This is a genomic window from Peribacillus frigoritolerans, from assembly GCF_040250305.1.
Classification (GTDB): Bacteria; Bacillota; Bacilli; order Bacillales; family DSM-1321; genus Peribacillus.
In genome coordinates, this window is sequence record NZ_CP158190.1 from 2,572,308 (window position 1) to 2,594,376 (window position 22,069).

The window sequence follows — 22,069 nt, forward strand, 5'->3', positions numbered from 1 at the left end:
TAGGGGATCCATGAGGGGTTTTTTAATTAGATCGAAATATATGGCCCGTGATGTGATTCAATCCACTGTTCTAGAGTGTAAATTCTTTTTAGAAAACATTTTGTAGAGAGCCGAGATAAGTGGGGTTTTGAGAAGTATTGACTGATTATGTGAAGTTCTTTAATTCAATTTATCTATTTTATAATCATGATAGAAACGCGACAAAAAATACATTACCCTAATTTATGTCTATATTTGAATAGATAAGATGGGGGTTTTTATAATGGGTAATTTAAACTTCTCCCTTTTTCTGATTCAAATCCTTCAATATGGATTCACCCTATCTTTAAGAAATTTTCTGATTACTAATTGGAGATCATTAAAATGCGGCTAGCTTCAGTTTTTTGCGCAAAATAATTATTTAAATAATAAATCAATATCGAACGCCTTCTTTGTTTTTCCTGTATAATAATACTATATTTTACATTTGGGAGGGATTATTTATGGACCAAGCCAGCAGTTTAATAGGGCTTTTTGCAATCATACCGATTTTATTTTATTTGGGACTTATTGTATTAAGTGTTTATTTCATAATTAAGATAATTAAATTCATCAATGCAAAGACAAGATTAGATCAAGAAAGAAATGAAAAGCTGGATGAGTTGATAAGGGTAATTGGTAAAGAAAAAGAAGATCAAAATATGCCTTTATAATAGTTGAAAAGCACAGCCCCATTTAGGGTTGTGCTTTTTTTATTTAAGAACGATGAACCTATACTAGGTCCTCATAAAAGGGCGTTTTTTTTGTAACGTCAAGGTAGGTGTACAAGCATTTCCTAATTAGCACCATAACATATTAGGAGGTGATTGAATTGACGGTTAAATTAGAAACTTTATTGGATCGTTCAGAAAAGAATATGGGCAGCGGAATTCATCCAGTCGTAAAAGAATCAGCATTGGAAATGGTTAAACGGGCATATCAAGAAGGCATTTTCGTGCAAATCAGCGCAGGTTATCGGTCTATGGAAGAGCAAGCAAAGCTATATGGTCAAGGTCGCCTAGGATATATCTACGATGGTAAAAACTATAGTAATCTATCAAAACCGAGAGTGACCAACGCGATGCCAGGTCAATCTTACCATAACTATGGACTAGCCATTGATTATTTCATAGTCAGTGATGATGGAAAGAATGCAATATGGACGGTTGATGCAAAATGGAAACGGGTAGCGGCTATTGGTAAATCCTTGGGCTTTGCATGGGGAGGAGATTGGTCAAGCTTTAAAGACTATCCGCACTTGGATATGACGGCCGGACTGACTTATTCTCAGTTAAAAGCGGGAGCAAAGCCTGTACTGATATCAAAAGTTAAAGGAACAACCCCACCAGCTACACAAGTCGAATCCGAAGTCATTGTAAAAGATACACCAGCAAAGGACAGCGGCAACCAAACTATCAAGTCCATTCAAAGGACATTAAATAGCAGATATAATGCGAAAATAGATGTTGATGGATATTATGGTCCCAATACTAAAAAAGCGCTGATCAAGGGTTTTCAAACCGAATTGAATAAACAATATGGTGCAAAGATTAATGTTGATGGAATATGGGGACCCCAAACAAAAGCGGCTTCACCTAATGTTAGGGAAGGGGCGGAAGGGAATATCACCTATATCCTTCAAGCTGCACTTTATTTGGAAGGACATAATCCACATGGCATGGATGGTATCTTTGGAAGCGGAACGGAAATAGCTGTGAAGGCATTTCAAAGGGCCAATGGATTATCTGCAGACGGCATCGCCGGTGAAAATACCTTTGCAAAACTATTTGGATGATATTTGAATTTGAATAGAACTATAATGCTTAAAAGCAATCAGGTTAGCAAAAAAGCCCTTAAAAATGAGGGCTTTTTTTGGATGAATGAAAAAATATTTTATAATAGCAGTTATTTTAAAAGTAAATATCTCAATCGTTTAAGAATCGAAGTATAAGAAACGTAAGAATACATATGGGGACAAGAAATGTAACCGCATTTACGAAATGAAAGTACTTTAATGCGGAATGATTTTTGACTTTAATTACTAAATAGAAGAATGATAAAGTTGCGATCAATGGGCATAACAAGCCAAGATCAGTTAAAATGCTCGAAATTGGGTGGTTTATAACACTAAGTCCAATGAGGAATGAAGCAAGGCAGATAGCATTGATAACCGACAAAATGGTTGGTATTAACAACAAGTTCTTTTTTACTGTCTCCATAAATTTCACCTCCTAGGTGATAATCCCACACGATATATCTTATAATATTCACTGATTAGGCAGTAAAGCAAGATTAAGGCTTTGTTAAAGCAAAGGTTGATTAACTGTGTACAAATAGAAAATTTCAAAAATTGTCCATTCACTAAATGAATTGTAATATTTATCGAGTATTTATCCACATTTTTGTTCACTTAAAATTGACTGAAAAATAATAGTTTTTTTAATTTCCCATCATATTTAGACAATATAGTTAAAGGAGGACATAACTTTATTGGAGGAAAAAAATGAAAAAAATACGGAAAAAGCCAATTTTGCCTATAGTCTTTATTAGTCTGGCATCTGTGATGTTTCTAAGTGCAATTCCTGAAACTCCAGTTCAAGCAGAATTGAATGTTTCACAGTTACAAATGAAAAATCATTTGCTTCCGCTTGGTACGCCAAATTTGCAGGAGAAAAGAACTTCCATGAATCTAGCACCAGGAGTGAAGTATACCAAAATCAATCGTGGTGAAACATCTTCTAAAGACTTTTACACAGTGGATGTGGCATTTGTAGCAACACAAAAGCAGGCAAAGAAATTGTTGGAAAATTTAAAGAGAGACGGTTTCAAAAATGCTCGTATCATAAAAGAACCGGATCGGGCCGTGGATGACCGGAAAAAGGGACCGCTTGGGTACATTGTTCGCATCGGTCAATATCAGCTGGAAGCGGATGCAGCCGAAATGAGAAACAAGTTATCGGATAAGGGATATTCGGGACTGCGGACTGTGTATACGGGTGAAGACGGAGAGAAAACAACAGGACCATGGGTAGTGAACGTCCTTGAAGTGGATCAGGATCGATTTCATGGGCATGTGATGCCTGAGTTAGCAAATGATGCAGTGGCAGGAAAAGAAACATTGACCCAAATCGCTGGTAGAAATGATGCCATTGCAGGAGTTAATGCCGGATACTTTGTTGTAGGAGAGAAGGATGGAACACCAGGAGATCTTGCCGGTATATTCGCCAGCAAAGGTCAACTTGTCAGTGAAGCTATAAATGGACGTTCAGCTCTGATTTTATCTTCTGTTGAAGAGAAGGCAAACATTGCATCTGTGTCCACGTCAATTCAGGCTACTTCATCTGATGGTGCGGTCAGGGAAGTGGATGGATTAAATCGAAAGCCAGGATTAATCCGCAATTGTGGCGGTGTTGGAGGAGATACGACCACAGAACGGGCAAAACATGATTTTACTTGTAAGGATGAAAGTGAACTTATCCAATATACGTCCGTATTTGGAGATAAGACAGAATCGGGCGAAGGTATGGAAGTGGTAGTAAATCATGCCGGGGTAGTGGGGGAAATTCGTAACAAGCGTGGGGGAGACATTCCAAGCGGTGGTTCTGTTCTTGCGGGAACGGGGGAGGCGGCAGAGTGGCTTCGTGACCATGCCCGACAAGGAATGAAGATTCAAGTGAAAAGTAAAATCATCGGTGATGGAAAGCAATTGATATTAGACCAAACCACAAGTATGATTAATGGAGGTCCTCGATTATTGGAAAACGGAGAAATTTCCATTAATGCCGTAGAGGAAGGCTTTCACTGGGAAGAAGATCCAGGGTTTTATTATCGTTTTGGGGAACGTCGCAATCCTAGAACGCTTGCAGGAATCAAAGAGAATGGCAATCTATTATTCGTCACCATTGATGGACGCGCACCCGGATGGAGCGTGGGAGCTAATTTTGAAGAAAGTGCGAAAGTGATGAAGTCATTAGGGGCCGTCGATGCCATCAATCTTGACGGCGGCGGATCGACGACCATGACAGTTGGGGATGACCGAGTCACAAGACCCTCTGATGCAGCAGGTGAACGCCCGATTGCCGACGGTATAATGTTAGTAGAATAGATGGGCAGAGATTAACGACTTCATTTATCAAATAAACTTAAAATCTCTTCAGATAGGTTTCTGAAGAGATTTTTTTGTTGTGATATTTTGAAATAATTTAATAAAAGGATTTTGAAATACTTTCAGCAGTTTTTAACAATAAAGGGATATGTTGTTCCATCGATTCCTTATTCCAGCGAAAGACAGGCCCGGAAATGGAGATAGCTCCAATGACTTTTCCTTTAGCACCGAATACTGGTGCTGATAATGCAGCTACATTTTTCGTGATTTCCTCCTCATTAATGGAGTAACGGGTATTTACTATAATTTCTAATTGTTGTTGTAACATTTTTCTTTCTTCCTCTGGAAGGAGGTTTAATACTTGTGCCTGTAACCCTTCGCTAAGAAATGCCAATATTACCCGTCCGCTTGAGCCAAGTTGTAGCGGAATCCTATTGCCAACACCTGCTCTTCTGCTTATTTCCTGATTACTTACATGTTCAATTACACACATCCTAACCATGTTTGTTAACATATAAAACCCTACAGTTTCCTGTGTTTCGTCTCTTAATTTAATTAGTTGTGGATCGATTATCGAGACAAAAGGTACATCGGTTATAATTTTATTTGCATAATCGATAAACACCGTACCAAGTGAATATTTTTTAGAATCTACATCCTGGAATACCAAACCGTCCATTTTCAAAGTAGTAAGCAGACGATGAGTGATAGGGGGAGAAATATTAAGGTTTTCGCTAATATTTTTAATTCCTTGTGGACCGGTTGTTTCATTCAAATAATTGATGATTTTGATTGCACGCTGCACCGTAGACGAAATCTTTGTGTTCATGAATATATCCTCCAAATAAAATTCCAAATTAATTTAATTATTTAAAATATTATATCATAGTAAGATAAGGGGCCAATCAGTACCTAGAATAGTTTTCTTTATCATTACTAAAATTTGAACGGGGTGATTCAAAAAGTTCACGAAAAGTGAACTTTTTGGGTCATCCCTTCTTTTTTAGAAATTATATTTATATAAAATTTGGTGAAGAAAAACTCAATTTTTCTGCATGATGAGCTCCTGTTTAATAAATTGACTTTTCTGAAAATTAACTTTATATTCATGATATAGGAATTATGATTCCTGTATTATGAATAATAATTTCGTGAAATGTTGAAAGGAAGTGAAATAATAACCTGAAAAACGAATCACTTGTACAGATCCTGACTCGGAGAAAAGTATAAAAAATAAAAGTGGGGATAAGAGAATTAAAATGGAACATCAAACAAGGAGGAATAATATGTCCGTGAAATTAATGAATTCTCATCCTAGAAAAGCCTATCCTGGTGCGATGCCAGACACGAAAGGATTAAACTTTTTTGATGAGGATCAAAATTTGACTTTTATACTTAAACATTATCTTTCCACTGAAATTTATGAACGTGCCCTTCCTATCCTAAAGGAGTTGGGGGAAATAGCCGGAACAAGGCTTGATGAATTATCCCGCATGGCGGATAAGCATACTCCCGAGTTAATAAATTACGATGCAAAAGGGGAACGAGTGGACAAAGTTGAATATCATCCGTCCTATAAGGAGATGGAATCATTAGGATATGGAAAGTTCGCTCTGGTCGCTATGTCACATAAACCCGTACTGGGGTTTCCTACTAAACTACCGCACGTGTTAAAGTACGGATTTTGGTATTTGTTCGTCCAATCTGAGTTTGGTTTAGCTTGCCCGATGAGCATGACTGACTCTGCTGCAAGGGTCTTAAGAAAATTTGGTGATCAAGGTTTAAAAGAAACCTATTTGTCTCGTATGACGAGTACTGATATAAATACTTTTTGGACAGGTGCCCAATTTATGACCGAAAAACAAGGCGGGTCTGACGTAGGTGCTAATACGGTAACAGCAAAGAAAGTGGATGATCATTGGGAGATTTGGGGTGATAAATGGTTTTGTTCCAACGTTTCAGCAGATGTAGCATTAGTTTTGGCTCGACCTGAAGGGGCCCCCGAGGGTACTAAAGGTCTTGGAATGTTTTTAATGCCAAGAAGACTGCCAGATGGAACTCTTAATAAATACAAAGTTAATCGCCTAAAAGATAAATTAGGGACCCGCGATATGGCTTCTGGTGAGGTGACATTTGAAGGAGCCGTTGCTTATGTCGTAGGAGATTTAACTAAAGGGTTTAAACAAATGATGTCGATGGTAAATTCTTCACGGTTATCGAACGCCGTACGTTCCAGCGCGATGATGCGAAGAAGCTTTTTAGAAGCACTCGTTTCAGCTCGCGGACGTGTCGCATTTGGCAGCTCCTTGTCTGAAAAGCCCCTTATGAAAGAAACACTTTTTGAACTATTACTAGATTGCGAAGCAGCTGCGTCAATCACATTTTACACAGCTTCCGTTTATGATAAATCCGAACAAGGGAACGTGGAAGCTGAAAGGCTATTACGAATTTTGACGCCATTGTTAAAAGGGTACATTTGTAAACGTGCTAGGAATTCTACCTCTGAAGGAATGGAATCCAGGGGAGGAAATGGATATATCGAGGATTGGATAGATTCAAAACTTGTACGGGATGCTCACGTGGGTTCCATTTGGGAAGGTACCACGAATATCGTTGCCTTAGACGTTGTAAGAGCGTTAGTGAAAGACGAAGCAGGAAAAATCTTTTTTAACGACTTATACAATCGGTTGGATGCTATTACGAATTCTTTAACTAAACGGATTGGGAAAATCCTTCTGCAAATATCCAAAAAAGTCGAATCACAATCAAACAGGATAATGAGTCTGAATGGACCAGAAAGGGAATTGCCTGCAAAACAATTAATGAACCGGATGTATCATATATTCACTGCAAGTCTTTTGCTAAATGAAGCAGAAGTACAAATTACAGCACAAGAAAACTATCGAAAATTATACATGACTTTGCAGTATATCCATCGTTATTTGCTTTCAAGTGGCTTGGATGAACTTACTTATTTTGATTCATCATTATTACAATGGTTTGATGCTATTGTTGACTTTAACAAAGTATCAAAAGGGGCGGTAGAAGGTTTGCTGGAAAACGTGCAACAGGCCGTGAAAATCTAAACGTAAAGGATGGAGGTGAGAACAATGACTAGGGCATTAAGCCGGATAAAGGTTCTTGATCTAAGCCGAGTGGTTGCTGGTCCTGTCTGCACAAGTATTTTAGGAGATTTGGGTGCAGATATTATTAAAGTGGAAGGGCCGGATTTCTTGGATGAAACACGAACATGGTTTCCTCCGGACATTGAAGATATTAGTTTGTATTATATGGCAGTTAATCGAAATAAACGTGCCATAACGGTGAATTTAAAGACGAAAGAAGGAATCCAAATCATAAAAAAACTCATCCAGGAATCTGATGTTATCGTAGAAAATTTTAAGACAGGAACGATGGAGCGGTTAGGACTGGGATATGGAGACTTGAAAGCGTTAAAACCTAAAATAATTCACTGCTCCATTACAGGGTTTGGTCATACTGGACCGTATAAACAATTACCTGGATATGACTTTCTTGCTCAGGCAATGAGCGGTTTTATGAGTGTGAATGGCACATCCAATGGTGAACCTGTAAAAGCCGGGATTGCCATGGCCGATTTATATGCAGGTCTATATGCAACCATTAGCATATTAGCTGCTTTGGAGGCAAGGAACCATACCGGTCGTGGTCAGCATTGTGACATCTCTCTTATGGACTCAATGGTTGCTTCTTTGCTAAATATAGGAACAGGTTTCTTAAACACAGGAAATCTGCCTAAGCGGTATGGAAATCAGCATCCAACCCTAGTACCCTATCAGAATTTCAAAACAAAAGATAAGGAGATAATCATAGCAGTAGGCAACGACAGGCAATTCCAGCGTTTTTGTACATTAATAAATGCAGATGAATTACCCAAGGATGAACGTTTTGCGACAGCTAATGCAAGAATCATATATAGGGAAGAATTAATTCCTATATTACAAGAAGTGATATTTACAAAAACAGCAGATGAATGGCTAACAATCTTTCAAGAAAACAATATTCCTTGTGGTCCCATCAATACTTTAGATAAAGTTTTTACAGATGAACAAGTACTTGAAAGGCAAATGATTCAGGAAGTTGAACATCCCACAGTTGGAATTGTTAAACTTTTGGGATCACCTATAAAGCTCTCGGATACACCAGTCACAATCGAGAGGCATCCTCCTTTACATGGGGAACATACCGTAGAAGTATTGTTGGAATTAGGGTACGATAAACAAGAAATTGAATCGTTCATGGAAGATAAGGTTATTTAGAAAGAAGTTTCGGGGTCAAGTTCTAGAGGGAATCAATGTATTATTGAATAGTAATGCCACTATTATTTCCTTTAGCAGTAGTTTATCTTAACAAAACTCTTAACATTAATGAGTTACTTACAATAATTAAATTTCTCCATGATAGGCTATACGTGGTCAAGTGTACCTACACATATTCCTGATAAAGCTATGTAGGGGGAAAATATCTTGTTGCAGATTTAGACGGAGACATCCTAATCAGGATTGTAAGCGTTATCATTATATAATGACAGTCAATCAGATTAGGCCAAGCAAATATAAGTATAACTATGTCTTAGAAGTAGGTATTTCTACATGGTTTATCTAAAAAAAATATAGTTTCTATTTGTGATTAAGAAAATGATACTACTCAACAAGAAACAATAGAAAACGATTTCGAAGCCGGGTCAAGTCAAGAATTCGATGACATTATCAAATAGGGTAAAAGATGAGCAAGCAAACTTAATAAACTTTTCCATTAAAAAAGGAGTGATTATATGTATTTACGCTTAACAGATGAACAAAAAATGATCCAACAAACCATTCGGAAATTCGTGGAGAATGAATTAATCCCTCTTGAAAATGATGTATTAAAAAATGAGAGGGAAAGCAAACCGGGCATTTCTCCAGAAAAATTGATGGAGCTGCAGTTAAAGGCAAAGGAATTTGGATTTTGGGGAATCAATACACCGGAAGAGTATGGCGGAGCCGATATTGGGCAAGTGATGATGGCTATCGTAACAATTGAAGTAGCCAAAACATTTGTGCCGTTTAAGTTTGGTGGCTATGCCGATAACATTCTGTATTACGGGAATGAAGAACAAAAGAAAAAATATTTAATTCCAACCATTAATGGTGATAAGAAATCATGTTTTGCTATAACGGAACCAAATGCCGGTTCGGATACTAGAAACATAAAAATGATAGCTGTCAAAGAGGGAGATGAATGGGTATTAAACGGTGAAAAAACATTTATTACCGGAGGCAATGACGCCGACTTCGTTATGGTCATTGCGATTACCGATCAGGAAAAACACGAATCTACCGGCAGAGATGGTGTCACTTGCTTTATCGTTGATAGGGAAATGGGATGGAAATCAGAGTATATTCATACGATGGGAGAATGGGGTCCGGCCGCTTTAGTATTTGACAATGTACGTGTACCAGAAGAAAACATTTTAGGCGAGATTAACGGCGGCTATAATCTTGGCCTGGAATGGATTGGTTTTCAGAGATGGCTTGTGGGCGCACGCGCTGTCGGAATGGGTGAGCGATTGTTGCAAATGGCGATTGAGTATGCAAAGGAGCGGGAAACATTTGGTCGACCACTCGCGGATAGACAAGCCATTCAGTGGCAAATCGCCGATTCAGCGGTTGAAATAGAAGCGGCGAAATGGCTAGTGTTGAATGCTGCTTTTACCCTTGACCAAGGGGAAGATAACCGCTATTTAGCTTCCATGGCTAAATTGTATGGAGCAAACATCGGGAACAGGGTAGTGGATCGTGTTATGCAAATTCATGGAGGAATGGGTTATACGAGGGAACTGCCGATTGAACGTTGGTACCGCGAAGCCAGACTTTGGAGAATCTATGATGGAACAGATGAAATTCAGCGAATGATCATTTCCAGAAGCCTGCTGAAAGGTCATGCCAAATTGGGGCAATTTGTTTAAGAAAACGTATAGAAGAAAAAGTTCTGGAGAAATAGCTGTGAGTTTGAAAATACAAGAGCCAATCATGACCTTTAAGTATTAAAATCAGCCCTTTAGAAAACTGAAGGAGGAAGAGAGGAACTTCCCCTGTTTATAATTAAGTGAAAATTCAAAAAAATAAATGGTATTTTAAGATACATTTAAGAGAGAAATTAATATGAAAAATATAAATAGAAAAGGGGAATATATATGCGCTGGATTGTTCTTCTTCTGTTATTTCTCGGAATGATAATAAATTTTGCCGATAAATCAATCGTTGGACTTGCCGCTGTACCGATCATGAAGGAATTTAATCTCTCCTATGCCGATTGGGGGCTAGTAGGAAGCAGTTATTATTGGCTCTATCCAGTGACTGGAGTTGTTGGAGCAGCATGGGCTGATCGAGCCGGAGCAAAAAAAGTGCTTGGATTTTTAATGATAATGTGGACTGTTTTGCAATTTGGTGTTTTGGCCATTACGGCTTTGCCTCTTTTGATTCTCTATAGAATTTTATTAGGGGCATTTGAGGGGCCGTTTAGTCCAGTTGCTTATAGTCATGTAAATAAGTGGTTTCCGCCGAAACAGAAGGCATTCGCCACTTCCGTCGTGGTGTCCGGAGGCACTGTGGGTGCCATGATTGTGGCGCCGCTCCTTGTCTTCTTAATTACGACTATGGGATGGAAGATAGCTTTCGCCTGCCTTGGTGCAGCAAGTCTTGTATGGTTCTTCCTATTCCAATTCACTAAGGAAAATCCAAATGAAGTATATGTAGAAGAAAATAAGAAAAAGAAAGAAAAACTAGAGAAATTAAACTTGAAAGATTTTCTCGTTCTCCTCGCCTCGCGTTCTGCATTATTTACAACCCTAGCATATTGTTCAACCTATCTTCTTGTCGTTTGGTTTTCGGTTTGGCTACCAATTTATTTGGTAGAGGCGGTGAACATGACATCAGCTCAAATGGGATATAGTGTGGCTATCATTGGTGTAGCATCTATCGCTATTTATATGGGTGTGTCGGTGCTATCCGATCATTTATTCAAAAATAATCAAAATTGGCGTGTTTCACGAGTCTTTGTCGTCGCTGGAGCGATGATGATAGGTGCATTATTTATGGCATCCAACACGTTTTTTCAAAATCCAATTTGGGTAGTCCTGGCAATGTGTTTTGCAAAAGGTCTCACGTATGCAATTATTCCGATTGGACCCACGATAATGATAAATGAGCTCCCTGAACGCGGCGGTTTGATGACGAGCATATTAACATCATCGGGGAATATAGCTGGCATTATAGCGCCACTTATAACGGGATACATCATCAGTTTAGCAGGAGGCGACAAAATTGTAGGCTATAATTTATCTATTTGGTTCATGGCTGTTCTAGTCTTTGCATTTGCAATACTATTTGCCATTTTTGTTAAACCTACCTCTTTGAAAGGGAATATTGATGCCCAGCAAAATGAACTACCTGAAAATGTTAATTAATTTGTGGCGAAGTCAGCTGAAATAAATATTAAAGTCCACTATGAAATGCCATTCAATTTAGCATAAAAAATTATCAAATAGGTGATAAGCCAGGTTTTATTCATAGTTGAAGAAAACGTATTGTGAAAATTCGGAAGAGAAGGAAGAGGGATTTATATGAATCATTTAATAAATAGGCCGTGGTATAAATTTTATAGAGATCCAAAAGAACTGAAAGTGCCTGAAATTTCTCTGTATTCCATTCTGAAAGAAACGGTCAAACTATATGGAGAGCGGGTTGCAATCATTTATGAACATACAAATACAACTTACAGTGAGTTAAAAGATAAAGTTGACCGCTTAGCTGCTGCGTGGAAAGAATTAGGCTTCCAAAAAGATGAGCGAATTGGATTAATGGTTGCCAATCATCCTGACTATATTATTTCATATTATGCTGCCCAAGCGCTTGGATTGATAGTCGTACAAATTAATCCAATGTATACACCCCGTGAGCTTTTATACATTTTAAGTGACTGTCAAGTTTCTTATCTTGTGGCAGATCCGGACGCATTAAAAACTGTACGTCAAGTATGTGATTCATACAAATTCAAAAATATTTTCGTTTCGCAAATGAGAAGTGATGATTCAAGTAGCGAGTTTTTAGACTTGGATAAGCTAAAAAAACATTCGTATCATTTGGAAAAGCAAGCATCTATCTCAACTACTAATGATGTTGCAGTTATTCAGTATACAGGTGGAACTACAGGGAAAATGAAAGGTGCGATGTTGACTCACTACAATTTAATCGCCAATTTGATGCAAGGTTATAGCTTACTTAAGGAAAAAATGCTACCTGGACAGGAAGTGATCTTAACTGCTGTTCCTCTATACCACGTTTATGGGATGAATTCTATAATGAATTTAGGGGTGTATATCGGGGCAACGTTGCTATTATTCAAGAAGTTCCAGGTAGAAGATATATTGGAGCAAATTAAAGAATATCGTCCCACTTTCCTCCCGGGTGTTCCAAAAATGTACAATGCTTTTGTTAACCATCCACATGTCGAGAGGTACGGGTTGGATTGCTTTAAATTATGTTCGTGCGGATCATCACCACTACCTGTCGAGGTTATTAAACGTTTTGAGCATTTAACCGGAGCTGAAATTTTAGAAGCGTTCGGACTATCTGAAGCCTCACCGTTAACACACCGAAATCCACTTATTGGAATGAGGAAGGTCGGAAGTATTGGGATACCGGTACCTGGTACAGATAGTATTATCGTCGATGATAACAACCAAGAACTGCCATCGAAGTGCATTGGGGAATTATTAATAAAAGGGCCACAAGTAATGAAAGGTTATTGGAACAATGAGCAAGAAACAAATCGCTCTTTACAAAATGGATGGCTATATACCGGAGATTTAGCCATGATGGACGAGGACGGTTATTTTTACATTGTCGGACGAAAAAAAGAAATGATCATTGTGGGGGGCTTTAATATTTATCCTCAGGAAGTCGAGGGTGTCTTATATGAGCATCCAGATGTGAAGGAGGCAGCAGTTGTTGGTATTCCAAACCTAGTGAACGGAGAAACAGTAAAAGCGTATGTTGTTCCAAAAGATGGATGTCAAATCGATCTAGAGGAATTAAGAGGTCAATGCTATCTTAAGCTAACCCGTTACAAAGTGCCAAAGGAGTTTGAAATACGAGAATCATTACCTCGGAATACAGTCGGGAAGTTACTTAAAAGATTACTAGTTCAAGAGGAACAAGAGAAGGGAGCAAGGGAGAATGCGAATTGATGATATCTCTAAATTAGCGGTTATCGGCTCAGGAACGATGGGATCACAAATCGCCATGATTTGCGCATTGAGGGGATATTCGGTTGTTTTGTATGATATCAGCGATGAGAACCTAATAAAGGCTAAGAAGTCACTCCAAGGCCATATGGATAGAAGAGTACAAAAAGGAAGATTAATAGAGGAGAAAGTAAGTGATGCATTTAGCAAAATGACTTTTTCATCTAAGTTTGAAGAGATGAAGGATGTAGATTTCGTAATCGAAGCAATTGTGGAAAAACTTGATGCCAAACGTGAATTATTTACAAAGTTAGATAAGGTGACTCCGGAACATGCGGTTCTGGCAACAAATAGTTCGACAATTGTAAGTTCGAAAATTGCAGATGCAACGAATCGCCCGGATAAGGTTTGCAATGTTCACTTTTTTAATCCGCCACTTGTCATGGAGCTCGTAGAAGTTGTGTGCGGTCCGCATACTTCGGAGGAGACAACTCAAATAGCGCTAGAGCTTATAAAGAGCATTCAAAAGGTACCTGTCTTGCTGAAAAAAGAAATTTCCGGTTTTATTGCAAACCGAATTTTAGGGAAGTTAACGGACGAAGCGGTGTATTTACTAGAAAATGGGTATGCCGACCATGAAGAAATTGACCTTGTTTGTACGAAAGCGTTAAACCATCCGATCGGGCCTTTTGCACTTATGGATTTGACAGGCATTGATGTCAACAATTTCGTTCGCATGCAACGTTACCAGGAAAGCGGTAATGAATCAGATATGCCGGCTAAAATTGTACAAGAAAAAGTGCGAAAAGGAGAACTTGGCCGAAAAACAGGAAAAGGGTTTTACACATACGATTAATCCAAAAGACGGATTAAAAAAACGTTCATCAGTGGGGGGCATTCATTCTTCACTGATGAGATGAGAACTACTTATGCATGTTCAGCAGCCGGATTAATGGTTGCCATACAGAATATCCATTCCCGCGCTTTTCAAGGAAGTAAAATGGATAGGCATTATTAAAAGGCAGACGAATAAAGAATTTATATATAACTGATTTAAAGGATTCACAAAACCACCTTCTAAACTTAATTATATAAAGATATTTCCAATTTTCTGAGGTACAGAGATTTATTTAAAAGTCTGAAGTCCATATTGTTTCGAATAGTTGAAAAAAGAATACAGCTAAATATAGAGAGGAGTAGATGAGATGGGAGAAGATATTGTTATTGTTAGTGCAGTTCGAACTCCAATTGGGCGTTACGGCGGTAATTTTAAGGAAATCAGTTCTGGTCATTTGGCGAGTATTGTAATCCAAGAAGCTATTAAAAAGGCCGGAATTACGCCTCAACAAGTTGATGAGGTTATTTTGGGCGAAGTCAGACAATCGACTGAATCATCCAATGTGGCGAGAGTTGCAGCATTAAGGGCCGGGATTCCGGATATTGCACCTGCTTTCACAGTCAACCGGTTATGTGCATCAGGGATGCAAGCCATTGCTTCGGCCGTACAGCAGCTAACCTCTAATCAAGCTAATATCATGGTTGCAGGCGGTACGGAAAATATGAGCCGAGGTCCAATCTATTTAAGAAATACACGTTTCGGTGGTGACCGAGTTATCTTAATGGACTCTAATATGGAAGCCGGGCAGCAGCCACAAGAAATATACGGAAAACAGTTAGGTATGGGAATCACAGCAGAGAATGTAGCGGAGCGCTACAATATTTCTAGGGAAGATCAGGACACTTTTTCGATAGAAAGTCAACGAAGAGCTGCAAAGGCTATAGAAGCTGGAAGGTTTAAGGATGAAATCGTATCTGTAGGGGTCATGGTTGAAAAGAAAGCGCTTACTATTGGGACGGATGAGCATCCTCGTCCTGAAACAACAATGGATAAGCTTACGAACTTAAAACCAGCGTTCAAAGAAAATGGGACTGTCACCGCAGGTAATGCCTGCGGCCGGAATGATGGAGCGTCTGCATTAGTGTTAATGAAAGCAGGCGAGGCTTCACGTTTAGGCTTGAAGCCGCTCGCCAAGATTGTAGACTGGACCGCGGCAGGAGTTTCTCCTGAAATAATGGGAATCGGACCGGTACCAGCAGTAAAAAAATTGTTAAAGCGTACGGAAAAAAAACTGGAAGATATCGGGCTTATTGAACTAAATGAAGCTTTTGCTTCTCAAGCATTAGCGGTTATTAGAGAACTTCGTCTTGATATAAACAAAGTCAATGTGAATGGAGGAGCCATTGCTCTCGGTCATCCAGTAGGAGCGACCGGTGCCCGCATCGTAACAACATTAGTACATGAAATGATCCGAAGGCAAGAATTGTATGGAATAGCGGCACTCTGCGTAGGAGGTGGTCAAGGCATGGCCATTATGTTTGAAACAATATAACAAACAATTCGGTAGCATACGAGGATTGTATTTTATGGTAATGGTAATAAAACATTGGAGAACATCCCTAGTTTTTAATGGTTATATACCTTTTAAACGAGAAATCCTGAATGCTTTATTAAAAATTAAAAAGGGTGTGTTATATAAATGGGGACATTTACTAATATAGAGGTTTATAAAAAAGGACAGATTGCTTTTGTAATGATTAATCGTCCGAAGCAGAGGAATGCCTTAAATAAAGTAACTTTAGACGAGATAACAGGAGCTTTAGAAGCATTAAAACATGATGAAACTGTAGAGTGTATAGTGTTTACTGGAAAGGGAGTTGAATCGTTCGCAGCAGGAGCAGATATTACTGAATTACGGGAAAAGACGGCGGGTGATGCACTAAAATCTGACGGTATGCAGGATGTTTATAATTTAATAGATGATTACGAGAAGCCTACAATTGCGATGATAAACGGTTTTGCTCTTGGAGGTGGATGTGAATTAGCAATGTCATGTGACATTCGAATTGCTTCTACAAACGCAAAAATTGGTCTCCCGGAACTAAACTTATCAATTATTCCAAGTGCTGGAGGAACACAGCGATTAGCTAGAATCGTAGGTAAGGGAAAAGCGCTGGAAATGATTATATTGGGGAAAATTATTGACGCAAATGAAGCGTTTCGTATTGGACTAATATCGGAAGTGACAAGTCCTGAGGACCTTCCCGCAAAGGTAGAAGAAGTAGCTTCTCAAATCCTTGCAAAAGGCCCATTGGCTGTTAAATTGGCTAAAATTGCTGTGAATTTTGGTGCTGATGTTGACCTGAAAACAGGATTGATATTCGAAAAATTGGCTCGAGCTGTTCTCTTTTCAACAGAAGATAAAATAGAAGGAACAACTGCATTTTTGGAAAAAAGAAAGCCACAATTTCAAGGGAAATAAGAAATATAATACTAAATAAACTGAGGATAAAATTATAAACTTATCATTGATACATAAAATTTGGGGTTGAAATGATAAAAGTAAAGTTTATAAATTTAAACCACTTAAAGAGAAAAATCGTGAAACAAGAAAGGATGGACTAGACCTTGCCAATAACATTGGAAGATATTCAGAAAGATTTTGAAAGCAATCCATTTCTTTCGCATATCGGATTTCAAATCATTTACTTTGAAGAAGGGAATGTCAAGGTGAAGTTAACAATTGAAGAATATTTGCTTAATACAAATGGAACATTACACGGTGGTGTTTATGCTACGATGCTTGATTTTATCCTTGGAATGGTTCTTCGATCCGTCACAAAGACAAGATGTGTGACAACAAACTTAACCATCCATTATCTAGCTAGTATGTCAGAAGGAGAATTATATGCTGAAGCAAAAGTGCTTCAGCAAGGATATAAACTTGCTTTTGCTGAGGGAGAAATAAAGGACATGAAAGGAAATGTTATTACAAAGGGCATTGGAACATTTAAGCTTATTCGAGAAGAATAAAAAACGGTGATTAATTTGGGGAAACCTAAAAACCATTAAGGGATAGTAATCTTTATACATCGAGTAATTCCATATATTATTACAGGTGCAGATAAAAGCTTAAAAGTCTAACAATTAGCATTTAAAAGTGTATGGTTATAGATAAACATCAATTCGACGTACTACATTATAGATATAACGATATAAATAAGGCACTTGGCTACGAAAAAAATACACTCTTGATATTGATAATAAAGAATTTTTTTTATGGGACAAATATTGTCCTGTTTTTTTATAATTTATCGCTAAAACTAGTGAGTTTTTTGTGGTTCTTGCTACCCGTAATACGCACCATAGCTTGACCGTGATGGAGAAGTGAAATTAAAAGGCAAGAGTCCAGTAGGTTACCGGATTCATGCCCTCAAGATATATCCTATTAAACGGTAGACTAGTTGCAAAACTCACTTATAACTTGCTTCTTTATTTCTTCAATCGGAAAACTTTGTTGATAGGTGGATATCATCAACATAATACCTTGTAGCACCGATGAAAAATATAACGATCGTTTCCTTGGTTCCTTTTCACCCATACTTTCAAATATTGTACATTGAAACTCAAATTGTTTAGCATTTTCTTCAATAATGCGATGACTGTATTTTATCAACTCTTCATCAGACTCCGGCTGAGTTTGCAGGTGCAGATAAAACCGATGGACTTCCGGTTTTTTGTGGATATTATCAATGGCACCATTTACTATATGTTCAAGCTGTTCACGAGGTGTATTTGAGGTGAACGCTTCTTCCATGACTTCAACCACTTCCCTGATTCTGGCCTCGACCATTTCAGAAAGCAGTTCTTCTTTTCCTTTGTAATAATTATAGAGTAACCCTTTAGAAATACCCGCTTTCTTGGCTATATCGCTTATAGAAGTAGCGTAATATCCTTGTTTTATAAATAACTCCATGGCAGCAGCGCGAATTTTTTCTTTGGAAGCTTGGCGAATGCGGTCATTTTCTTCAGGTGTACGTGGCATTTTTACTTCAATCCTCCATAAAAGCAGTGAATTCTTGATATAAAATTTCAGAATGAGTGAGGGGCATCATATGATCGGCATCCTCTATTTCGATGAACCCGATGTTTGGAACCTTACGGAAACAATCGGCAACTCGAAAATTGTCTGCCAAGTCCTTTTTGCCGATAAAAAATAAAGTTTCGGTGTTCAATTCTTCTAATCGTTCCATTGCTGGCGGCTGAGGCCATTTCATGCAGAAATCAGCGGGCCACTTAAGAATGCGCCCGAAATGATGTCTGAGCATTTGAACAATGAGATCTTTGTGCGGACTATCGATAATCACCTGATATGTTGGTGAATGAAGGGCAAGCTCTAACATCTTATCTATATTGGGTGCACTTTCCAATATTCTTTCATGATACTGTTCAAACTCCTTTGAATAGGGAAAACCTGTTAAAGAAGGAGCAATTAACACAAGTTTTGATACTCTTTCAGGGTAATTAAGAGCGAAATCAGTTGCAATTTGCCCGCCCATGGAATGGCCAATAATTGTTGCCTGATTAAGTTCAAGGTAATTCATTAGTGCCAGTACTTCGTCTACATAGTTTACATGTTTTATAGGGGATGGTGATTTACCGGCACCACGGCCATCAAAAGCAATAACTTTGTAATCCTTAGATAAAAGAGATGCTAAAAATGTCCATTGCCTCAAATCAGTCCCACCACCATGAATAAGAACAACAGGACGACCATTGCCAGTAATCTCGAAATGTAAATCCAATGCAACCCCTCCGTTTTTCACTGAATTTTCAGTTTTATTCTATTATTGAATGAACGTTTAGTCAATAGAAAATGTAAATTAATTCCTAATGATCCATTCCGAATCATTGCGCTAACCAATAGAAAAAGCACAAATAATTATTGCCCTATTATTGAACAAGCAGGGAAGGAGAGCTTCGGAATCTCACCATTACCTTTGCAAAAGCCAATTCTAAACGGTTCCTAATTTGTTTCTTACCATTTCCATTACTTATTATTGAATGCAATACCCAATAATGCAGAAAGCCTTTTATTCTTTTTTAAATTTAATTTTGCACCAGACCTGAATTTGTCCATACGTATAATTCCCTTTTTGCATAAACTGGTAAATATATAATCGAAGGAGGAATATACTTGAGAAAGAAACTCTTAACGACGAGCTCGGACGGTTTGATGGAGGATTCATATCCCTACCAGTTGTATCAAAAGGCAAAAAAGTTTGGAATTTGGAATCCCCAAGATATCAATTTCTCACAGGATCAAGAGGACTGGAAAACACTATCTGTTAAAGATAAAGAATGGGTGCTGAAACTTCTCGCGCAATTTCAAGGAGGGGAAGAGGCGGTTACTCTCGACTTACTCCCATTGCTTAGGGTGATTGCGAGAGAAGGTAGATTGGAAGAGGAGATGTTCCTTACAACCTTTTTATGTGATGAAGCTAAACATACTGAATTCTTTCGGCTGGTGTTAAATGCTATTGGTGAAAAAGGCGATCTTGCTCACTTGCATTCTGAATCCTATCGTAAGTTTTTTTATGAAATTCTCCCCGAAACAATGGAACGGCTTTGGCATGGACAAACCCCTGAGGTAATAGCTGACGCAGCTACAGTGTACAATATGTTTGCTGAAGGAGTTTTGGCGGAAACTGGATATAAATCATTTTACGATGGACTGAAAATTATGGATAAAATGCCCGGACTTTTAGAGGGCATTGACCACTTAAAGAAAGATGAATCAAGACATATTGCATATGGAACATTTCTTCTTCAGCGCTTGATTTGTGAACATCCTCATCTTTTTGACAGGGTGGTTAAGAAGCTTGAGGAATTGGCACCACTTGCTATCTCCTTAAATGCAGAGGGCGTTATTGGAAATGGGGAAAAAGCAAAGGAATATCATTCTGATATTAAGAAATACTCAGAAAAACAGTTAATGGTAAGAATTGAAATCCTTGCACGGGCGAAGGGACAGACAATCGAAGAAATTTATCGATCTACTGGAGGAAACTCAAAACCATAAAAAGGATTAGAATAACAGAGTTAGAAGTCACCAGTCACTATGATTGGTGATTTTTTTAATAAAATTATCATTTTTTTACTTTTAATGAAAAAAATACAAAAACATTATTTTTTGTGCTATAATTTGTGTTTTTTCCCAATTAAAATTTGAAAGGGAGATGGACAAATCTGTTAATCGTTTTTTAGTTTAACTATTATTAGTAGGAGTGTTCACGTTTAGTAGTATTAATATTTCTTTTGCAGAAGAAGCAGATTGGGCAGAGTTTGAGAGCTTGAAATCATTAGATACCATTGAATTTTATGGATTAATTCAAGGAGAAGCCGCATTCGAAAAGGGTACAACAAGTGAAGTTATATATAATCCCATGTATGAAGATGGAACAACATTGGATGTAAAGTAGTGGACCACTAAAGACAAAGACTCTAATCAAGTTCAGGTTCATTATGCTAAGAGTTATGATTCAAATATTAGCACTAAGGATACATCAACAAAAAACCATAGGGTTGTAATTAACAAAACTAAATCATCTAGGAGTACTCAATATCCCTTATCCTTTAAAAACTAGGAGTGAAGAAAATGAATATAAAAAAAAACCAAAAGTTCGTACAGTTAGACGTAAGGAATTGGGATAATACTGAATTAGTAGAAAGTTTATATGAGATTTGCGAGACTAGTAAAGAGTATGAAAATGATGAAGTAGAGGTTCATCAGGTTGTGGACTTAGGAAAACTTAAAAACGAGTGGAGATATTTAATCATTCTAAATATTTCACAAGACTTGGATAACCTAGGTGCACCAGTAGACCATTATTAAAATTTAAATAGAAAATTATAGCTTAAGACCACCAGTCAGTTAAGATTGGTGGTTTTACTCTGTTTGAACTAATTCAAATTACATCTTCAATATTCAAGGTATTCACAAATGTTGATCAATATTGCTATACCGGAGCGTGAAGGAGTTTAACAATCAAGCGGTTAGTGGTGCAGATCAAGTCTATTACAAACATAGTGCTGATCCGGTTGGAGGCCCAAGATACACAAGATAACCTTAACTAGTATAAGAAAAATAAAAAATAGGCAGTCTCAAAGACCGCCATTTTCGGGATATTACACAAGTACAGTGTGACTCTATAGAGAGGTCCCGATTCACAAATGATCATATTTTCTTGTGACTCGGGCTATCATCAACTTTTATTAATGATTTTATCAATTAGTACTTGTAAATCATCCGGCCTGTGAAACTCAATCGGCGAGACACCTTTATCGAATTCTATTGTATTGGATTCTATCATCAATACATACTTCCCATTAATCTTTCCTAAATGGATGGTATCCCTGAAATCAGCAAGCCATCCTTTAACAGATGTACTGCCAAGCTTCATGCGCAGTTCAGCTTCAGGTGTATGCTCGACAATCTGGGCTGTGGCTTCGACGACTTGGTGGGTTTCAAGACTTTCCTGGATTTCGCGTTTATCGCTTGTTTCCCAGATTTCCAGGTCCTGTTCGAATTTTTGCAGTTCGTCACTGTTTTCTTGAATTGAGCGGATACATGTTCATGAACCATGTGGATGACTTGGTTTTTCATGATTTCAGGCATCGATTCGCCATATTCGACGAATTTCAAGAAGTCCTCGAAGTAGCGGGCATGTGAAGCCTGGTGGATTTTCAGTTCGCCTTCTTCGACCATACCTTCTTCGGGCATGTATGGGAGAGAAGTCTTCATACCGTGATATTATTGAGTTTTATTTTTTGCTGGTCA

The 22,069-nt window shown here is 38.0% G+C and carries 18 protein-coding genes and 1 pseudogene; 15 read left to right on the plus strand and 4 right to left on the minus strand.

From position 1 onward, the window contains the following. Positions 1-482: 482 nt before the first annotated feature. The 3 genes from ABOA58_RS12665 to ABOA58_RS12675 all read left to right on the plus strand — a co-directional run bounded on the left by ABOA58_RS12665 (position 483) and on the right by ABOA58_RS12675 (position 4,123). The gene (locus tag ABOA58_RS12665) at positions 483-692 is read left to right on the plus strand and encodes a hypothetical protein (protein WP_350302574.1); all 210 of its coding nucleotides are present in this window, start codon (positions 483-485) and stop codon (positions 690-692) included. A gap of 158 nt (positions 693-850) precedes the next feature. Next, the gene (locus ABOA58_RS12670) at positions 851-1,813 is read left to right on the plus strand and encodes a peptidoglycan-binding protein (RefSeq protein WP_350302575.1); all 963 of its coding nucleotides are present in this window, start codon (positions 851-853) and stop codon (positions 1,811-1,813) included. A 708-nt stretch (positions 1,814-2,521) separates the two neighbouring features. Next, entirely contained in the window at positions 2,522-4,123 is a 1,602-nt protein-coding gene (locus ABOA58_RS12675) for a phosphodiester glycosidase family protein (protein ID WP_350302576.1), read from the plus strand. 97 nt (positions 4,124-4,220) lie between these two features. Here the strand turns inward: ABOA58_RS12675 and ABOA58_RS12680 are convergent, their stop codons facing one another. Then, positions 4,221-4,952 carry an IclR family transcriptional regulator gene (locus ABOA58_RS12680; RefSeq protein WP_350302577.1) on the minus strand — a complete coding sequence of 244 codons (732 nt, stop codon included), beginning with the start codon at positions 4,950-4,952 and terminating at the stop codon, positions 4,221-4,223. Between the two features lie 457 nt (positions 4,953-5,409). Between ABOA58_RS12680 and ABOA58_RS12685 the strand changes: the two genes are divergently transcribed. The 9 genes from ABOA58_RS12685 (at position 5,410) to ABOA58_RS12725 (ending at position 17,262) form a co-directional block, all read left to right on the plus strand. Beyond that, the gene (locus ABOA58_RS12685; protein WP_350302578.1) at positions 5,410-7,209 is read left to right on the plus strand and encodes an acyl-CoA dehydrogenase family protein; all 1,800 of its coding nucleotides are present in this window, start codon (positions 5,410-5,412) and stop codon (positions 7,207-7,209) included. 24 nt (positions 7,210-7,233) lie between these two features. After that, the gene (locus ABOA58_RS12690; protein ID WP_350302579.1) at positions 7,234-8,421 is read left to right on the plus strand and encodes a CaiB/BaiF CoA transferase family protein; all 1,188 of its coding nucleotides are present in this window, start codon (positions 7,234-7,236) and stop codon (positions 8,419-8,421) included. A 515-nt stretch (positions 8,422-8,936) separates the two neighbouring features. Further along, positions 8,937-10,112: an acyl-CoA dehydrogenase family protein gene (locus tag ABOA58_RS12695; protein WP_350302580.1), complete on the plus strand. Its 1,176-nt coding sequence runs from the start codon at positions 8,937-8,939 to the stop codon at positions 10,110-10,112. A gap of 228 nt (positions 10,113-10,340) precedes the next feature. After that, entirely contained in the window at positions 10,341-11,612 is a 1,272-nt protein-coding gene (locus ABOA58_RS12700; RefSeq protein ID WP_350302581.1) for an MFS transporter, read from the plus strand. A gap of 156 nt (positions 11,613-11,768) precedes the next feature. After that, positions 11,769-13,394, plus strand: a complete 1,626-nt coding sequence (locus ABOA58_RS12705; RefSeq protein ID WP_350302582.1) for a long-chain-fatty-acid--CoA ligase — start codon at positions 11,769-11,771, stop codon at positions 13,392-13,394. Continuing rightward, positions 13,384-14,247, plus strand: coding sequence for a 3-hydroxyacyl-CoA dehydrogenase family protein (locus ABOA58_RS12710; RefSeq protein ID WP_350302583.1), 864 nt, complete (start codon positions 13,384-13,386; stop codon positions 14,245-14,247). Before ABOA58_RS12705 ends, ABOA58_RS12710 begins: the two co-directional genes overlap by 11 nt. Positions 14,248-14,596: 349 nt before the next feature. Then, positions 14,597-15,781 (plus strand): thiolase family protein, encoded by a 1,185-nt coding sequence (locus ABOA58_RS12715; protein ID WP_350302584.1) that lies wholly within the window; start codon positions 14,597-14,599, stop codon positions 15,779-15,781. A 147-nt stretch (positions 15,782-15,928) separates the two neighbouring features. After that, a complete protein-coding gene (locus tag ABOA58_RS12720) occupies positions 15,929-16,711 on the plus strand; it encodes an enoyl-CoA hydratase/isomerase family protein (RefSeq protein WP_350302585.1) in 783 nt (260 codons plus the stop codon). A 146-nt stretch (positions 16,712-16,857) separates the two neighbouring features. Continuing rightward, a complete protein-coding gene (locus tag ABOA58_RS12725) occupies positions 16,858-17,262 on the plus strand; it encodes a PaaI family thioesterase (protein ID WP_063593440.1) in 405 nt (134 codons plus the stop codon). Between the two features lie 427 nt (positions 17,263-17,689). On the opposite strand, the gene ABOA58_RS12730 is transcribed toward ABOA58_RS12725, so the two are convergent. Further along, positions 17,690-18,274, minus strand: coding sequence for a TetR/AcrR family transcriptional regulator (locus ABOA58_RS12730; RefSeq protein ID WP_350302586.1), 585 nt, complete (start codon positions 18,272-18,274; stop codon positions 17,690-17,692). Between the two features lie 7 nt (positions 18,275-18,281). Beyond that, positions 18,282-19,034, minus strand: coding sequence for an alpha/beta fold hydrolase (locus tag ABOA58_RS12735; RefSeq protein ID WP_350302587.1), 753 nt, complete (start codon positions 19,032-19,034; stop codon positions 18,282-18,284). A gap of 392 nt (positions 19,035-19,426) precedes the next feature. Between ABOA58_RS12735 and ABOA58_RS12740 the strand changes: the two genes are divergently transcribed. From ABOA58_RS12740 to ABOA58_RS12750, 3 genes are all read left to right on the plus strand, one after another. Then, on the plus strand, positions 19,427-20,311 hold the full coding sequence (locus tag ABOA58_RS12740) for a R2-like ligand-binding oxidase (protein WP_350302588.1): 885 nt from the start codon (positions 19,427-19,429) through the stop codon (positions 20,309-20,311). A gap of 271 nt (positions 20,312-20,582) precedes the next feature. After that, a complete protein-coding gene (locus tag ABOA58_RS12745) occupies positions 20,583-20,711 on the plus strand; it encodes a hypothetical protein (protein ID WP_350302589.1) in 129 nt (42 codons plus the stop codon). Between the two features lie 176 nt (positions 20,712-20,887). After that, on the plus strand, positions 20,888-21,124 hold the full coding sequence (locus tag ABOA58_RS12750) for a hypothetical protein (RefSeq protein ID WP_350302590.1): 237 nt from the start codon (positions 20,888-20,890) through the stop codon (positions 21,122-21,124). 370 nt (positions 21,125-21,494) lie between these two features. On the opposite strand, the pseudogene ABOA58_RS12755 reads toward ABOA58_RS12750, so the two are convergent. Then, positions 21,495-22,018: pseudogene (locus ABOA58_RS12755) on the minus strand (DUF3898 domain-containing protein); the annotation flags it as partial. Positions 22,019-22,069: the final 51 nt, after the last annotated feature.